We start from the raw sequence: 5,032 nt of genomic DNA on the forward strand, positions 1-5,032 counted from the left end.
CACCGCGCAGGTGCTGCTCGCCGTGATCGCCTCGATGTATGCGGTCTATCACGGCCCCGAAGGCCTCGCGCAGATCGCGCGCAACGTCCATCGCCGCACCGCCGTGCTCGCGGCTGGCCTGCGCAAGCTCGGCTTTGTGCCGCAGTCCGACAGTTTCTTCGACACGCTCAGCGTCGATGCCGGCGCCAAGCGCGCCGAGATCGTCGCCCGCGCAGCGGCCGAGAAGATCAATCTCGGTATCAGCGAGACCAGCTTGCGCATCGCACTAGACGAGACCACGACACCCGCGACGGTGGAAGCGGTCTGGCGCGCCTTCGGCGGCAAGCTTGCCTATGCCGAGATCGACGCCGAGACGCGCGAGGCGCTGCCGGACGGCTTGAAGCGCGCGACCTCCTTCCTCACCCATCCCGTGTTCCACGCGCATCGCTCCGAGACCGAGATGCTGCGCTACATGCGCAAGCTCTCAGACCGCGACCTCGCGCTCGACCGCGCGATGATTCCGCTCGGCTCCTGCACCATGAAGCTGAACGCGACCACTGAGATGATGCCGCTGACCTGGCCGGAGTTCGGCTCGTTGCATCCGTTCGTTCCGCGCGAGCAGGCCACGGGCTACCACGCGCTGTTCGCGCGGCTGGAAAAATGGCTGTGCGACATCACCGGCTATGACGCGATCTCGCTGCAGCCGAACTCGGGCGCGCAGGGCGAATATGCCGGGCTTTTGGCTATCCGCGGCTACCATGCCTCGCGCGGAGAGACGCACCGCAAGATCTGCCTGATCCCCTCCTCCGCCCACGGCACCAATCCGGCCTCGGCCGCGATGGTCGGCATGGAGGTGGTGGTGGTCGCCTGCGAGAAGAACGGCGACGTCGACGTCAATGATCTCCGCGCCAAGGCCGAGAAGCACTCGAACGATCTCGCCGCGGTCATGATCACCTACCCCTCGACCCACGGCGTGTTCGAGGAGCACATCCGCGAGATCTGCGACATCGTGCACGGCCATGGCGGCCAGGTTTATCTCGACGGCGCCAACCTCAACGCGCAGGTCGGCCTGAGCCGGCCCGGCGATTACGGCGCCGATGTCAGCCATCTCAACCTGCACAAGACCTTCTGCATCCCGCATGGCGGCGGCGGCCCCGGCATGGGTCCGATCGGCGTGAAGGCCCATCTCGCCCCGTTCCTGCCTGGACATCCCGCGGCGAAGGCGGATGCCCCGGTCGGCCCGGTCTCGGCTGCGCCGTTCGGCTCGGCCTCGATCCTCACCATCTCCTACATCTACATCCTGATGATGGGCGGCGACGGATTGAAGCGGGCGACCGAGATCGCGATTCTCAACGCCAATTACATCGCTGCGCGCCTCGATCCGCACTTCCCGGTGCTCTACAAGAACGCCAAGGGTCGCGTCGCGCACGAATGCATCGTCGATCCGCGTCCGCTGAAGACGACCTCAGGCGTCACCGTCGACGACATCGCAAAACGCCTGATCGATTACGGCTTCCATGCGCCGACCATGAGCTTCCCGGTGCCGGGCACGCTGATGATCGAGCCGACCGAGTCGGAATCGAAGGCCGAACTGGACCGCTTCTGCGACGCCATGATTGCGATCCGGAAAGAAATCGCCGAGGTCGAGGCCGGCCGCTTCAAGATCGAGGCCTCGCCGCTTCGCCATGCCCCGCACACCGTGCACGACATCGCGGACGACGATTGGAAGCGCGCCTACACCCGCGCCGAAGGCTGCTTCCCCGCGGGAAGCTCGCGCACCGACAAATATTGGAGCCCTGTCGGGCGCGTCGACAACGTCTATGGCGACCGCAATCTGGTGTGCTCCTGCCCGCCGGTGAGCGATTACGCGGAAGCCGCGGAGTAAGACGCGACAAGGGTTTCGTAGGGTGGGCAAAGCGGAGCGTGCCCACCACCTTTCGCTGCGTTGAAATATGGTGGGCACGGCGCTTACGCGCCTTTGCCCACCCTACACTCCTTGCTCAAGGCGCAACCAACACTCGCCTTTGCCCATCCCACCGCCAGAGCCGTTCATTGGTCAGAAGCGTGCCGCCCCACCAGCGCCGAATCGGGTTGTGGCGGCGAAAGTCCTCCCGGCCCTCCAGAACCGCTTTGCCGAATTCGGTCAGCGACAGTCGGCTCCGGCGATAAGCGGCGTTGCGACCGCGCGCATCGTGCGGGGCGAGAGTGGCGAGCTTTGGGTCGAGACCGGTGATCGCCGGCATCGGGCCGGACCCAAGCCCTTCGAGCAATGGGCCAAGCTCCCACTGGTCGAACACGTGCGTGTCGAGCAGTCCGCCCGGCTGAAACAGCTCCTTCGTGCGGTTGTGGCCCCTCGCAATCAGGTCGAGAAGCCCCGATTCCGTCGCGCCCAGCCCATTGATGGTTGATGGCAGTTCTGCCAGCAATTGCTCCATCGCCGGCGTCAGGAAAGGCAGCCTGGGAAGTTCACGGCCCAGCAATCCGAAACAGAGCTCCGGTGTAGGTGCCCGGTAAGCTTCCCAGGCCAGACGGCCGGCCTCGAAGTCAGGCTCCGCCACGTCGAACGCCCGCACGGCACGGTCGCGCAGTCTCGCACCGTCCGATTCGAGCAGATCGAAATCGACGAGGCTCAATTTCAGGCGCTCGGCCATGTAGGATTGAGAGCGCAGGTAATCGAGACTCCAGACCAGCTGCAATTGATCGTTCGGACGGGGATCAAACCACAGCTCGATGAGATCGAAGCCGTAGGCCTGGCAGAACCAATCCAGCGCGAGCTGCTTGTGCGCGAGGCCGGTCTCGGGAGACCGCGGAACAAGATCGGACCACTGCGCCTCGGGATCGTCTCTGTAAGAGCGACCAGTAAAGTATCTTTCGAGGTGGTGCGACGTTGGCAGCGGTCCCCAGACGAAGCGAAAGATCACGGGCACGACCATGTCGGCGCGACCGGTATGGGTGAGACCGGCTCCGGACGAACTGGTCAGGATCAGACGCTTCATCTCACCACCTGATCAACGCAACGCAAGACGAAACGGGCACTGACGACGTCGGCAACTCAACGTCTTCAGCGCCCGCTCCTCGCGAAAAACTTTCGCGTTAAGTCTTACTCCTCCGCAGGTTCCTCGCCGTCGGCGTCACGCTCCGGCGTGCCGGCCAGGATCTGCTCGGCGATCAGGCCCGAGTTCTGGCGGATCGAGGTCTCGATCTTGGCGGTGATGTCGGGGTTGGCCTTCAAAAACGCTTTCGAATTCTCGCGGCCCTGGCCGAGGCGCTGGCTGTCATAGGAGAACCAGGCGCCGGATTTCTCGACGATGCCGGCCTTGACGCCGAGATCGAGGATCTCGCCCATCTTGGACACGCCCTCGCCGTACATGATGTCGAACTCGACCTGCTTGAAGGGCGGCGCCAGCTTGTTCTTCACCACCTTGACACGCGTGGTGTTGCCGACCACCTCGTCGCGCTCCTTGATCGCGCCGATGCGGCGGATGTCGAGGCGGACGGAGGCGTAGAATTTCAGCGCGTTGCCGCCGGTGGTGGTCTCGGGCGAGCCGTACATCACACCGATCTTCATGCGGATCTGGTTGATGAAGATCACCATGGTGTTGGACTTGTTGATCGAGGCCGTCAGCTTGCGCAGCGCCTGGCTCATCAACCGCGCTTGAAGTCCCGGCAGCGCATCGCCCATCTCGCCCTCGAGCTCGGCCTTCGGCACCAGCGCCGCAACCGAATCGATCACCAACACGTCGACGGCGCCCGAGCGCACCAGCGTGTCGCAGATTTCCAACGCCTGCTCGCCGGTGTCGGGCTGCGAGATCAGGAGCTCGTCGATGTTGACGCCGAGCTTCCTCGCATAGACCGGGTCGAGCGCATGCTCAGCGTCGATGAAGGCGCAGATGCCGCCCTTCTTCTGCGCTTCCGCAACCGTATGCAGCGCCAGCGTCGTCTTGCCCGAGGATTCCGGGCCGTAGATCTCGACGATGCGCCCCTTGGGAAGACCGCCGATGCCGAGCGCGATATCGAGGCCGAGCGAGCCGGAGGACACCGCCTCGATGTCCATGGAGCGGTCGTTCTTGCCGAGCTTCATCACCGAGCCCTTGCCGAACTGGCGCTCGATCTGAGAGAGCGCGGCGGCCAGAGCTTTACTCTTGTCCATGGAAGATCCTTCGACGATACGCAGGGCAGTGGCGGACATTGGGTCGTGCTCCTTATGGCGAGGATTCGCGTGAGGGACAAACGGTTGCGAGGCGGCTCGGCGACAAAAGCAATGTACCCCATTTGTTCCAGGTTCGCAATATGTTCTTTGCGGGTTTGGGCGTTTTGGGCGGGCTGTGCGCACAATTGAACAGACCCCGTTCCGTTTATGGATCCTAATCTCATCATCACCGCACGGACCGCGGCTGCTATCGGTGACGAGAACGCCGACTGCGCTCCCGCCTTCCTCACACGGACAGGGGCGTGCCATGTTCAAGCGACGACGTTTCAAACAACAACTGACCCTTCAAGACCGGCTCTCCGCATGGGTGAAGCAGGTCAAGGAGGACGCCTCCAGGCTTCCGCCCGGCCCTGAAAGGGACGCCCTGCTCAAGAAGGCCCGCCAGGCCGAGCTGGCCAATCATCTGCACGACTGGGTCAAATCCCCCGGCCTGCAACCGCCGAAATAGCAGAGCAGCCGCGACGTCCTTGCCCGACTAAAGCTGACGCCCGTCAAAGACGCGGCCGCGCGTCGCCGTCACAATTCCGCAATCGTACGGCACCGAACCTTTTCGCGATCTCCGGCCTTCTTCAGGATGAGACCGCAACTCTGGGGACCTCAGTCATGACCGAAGACAAACACCGCGAAACGATCCGGCGCAATCCGCTGCTCGAGGCGGCGCATGAGGAGATGATCAAGTTCGAGCGCAAGGAAAACGAGTTCCGCAGGAGGGACCGCGAAGAGCGCGCCAGCGAGCTCCATCTTCCCCTGAACAACATCAAGATCCACTAAAGGCCCGCCAGGCCGGCTTCGATCGATGACGCCGGGCGGGCGGTCCGGCGGACGGCGCCCCCGCCGACCGCG

General features: G+C 64.0%; 5 protein-coding genes. 3 read left to right on the top strand and 2 right to left on the bottom strand.

The window, feature by feature from the left end:
* The coding region (gene gcvP / locus MOV74_RS31010; RefSeq protein ID WP_246930681.1) for an aminomethyl-transferring glycine dehydrogenase at nt 1-1,864 on the top strand (1,864 nt) is incomplete at its 5' end.
* 115 nt (nt 1,865-1,979) lie between these two features.
* On the opposite strand, the gene MOV74_RS31015 is transcribed toward gcvP, so the two are convergent.
* Together MOV74_RS31015 and recA are read right to left on the bottom strand one after the other, a co-directional pair.
* On the bottom strand, nt 1,980-2,975 hold the full coding sequence (locus tag MOV74_RS31015) for a hypothetical protein (RefSeq protein ID WP_246930683.1): 996 nt from the start codon (nt 2,973-2,975) through the stop codon (nt 1,980-1,982).
* A gap of 104 nt (nt 2,976-3,079) precedes the next feature.
* Nucleotides 3,080-4,168: a recombinase RecA gene (gene recA / locus MOV74_RS31020; RefSeq protein WP_100176636.1), complete on the bottom strand. Its 1,089-nt coding sequence runs from the start codon at nt 4,166-4,168 to the stop codon at nt 3,080-3,082.
* A gap of 268 nt (nt 4,169-4,436) precedes the next feature.
* Between recA and MOV74_RS31025 the strand changes: the two genes are divergently transcribed.
* On the top strand, nt 4,437-4,637 hold the full coding sequence (locus MOV74_RS31025) for a hypothetical protein (RefSeq protein WP_246930685.1): 201 nt from the start codon (nt 4,437-4,439) through the stop codon (nt 4,635-4,637).
* Nucleotides 4,638-4,792: 155 nt separating this feature from the next.
* Nucleotides 4,793-4,960, top strand: coding sequence for a hypothetical protein (locus tag MOV74_RS31030; RefSeq protein WP_246930687.1), 168 nt, complete (start codon nt 4,793-4,795; stop codon nt 4,958-4,960).
* Nucleotides 4,961-5,032: the final 72 nt, after the last annotated feature.

Source organism: Bradyrhizobium sp. SHOUNA76 (assembly GCF_023006445.1).
Taxonomy (GTDB): Bacteria; Pseudomonadota; Alphaproteobacteria; order Rhizobiales; family Xanthobacteraceae; genus Bradyrhizobium.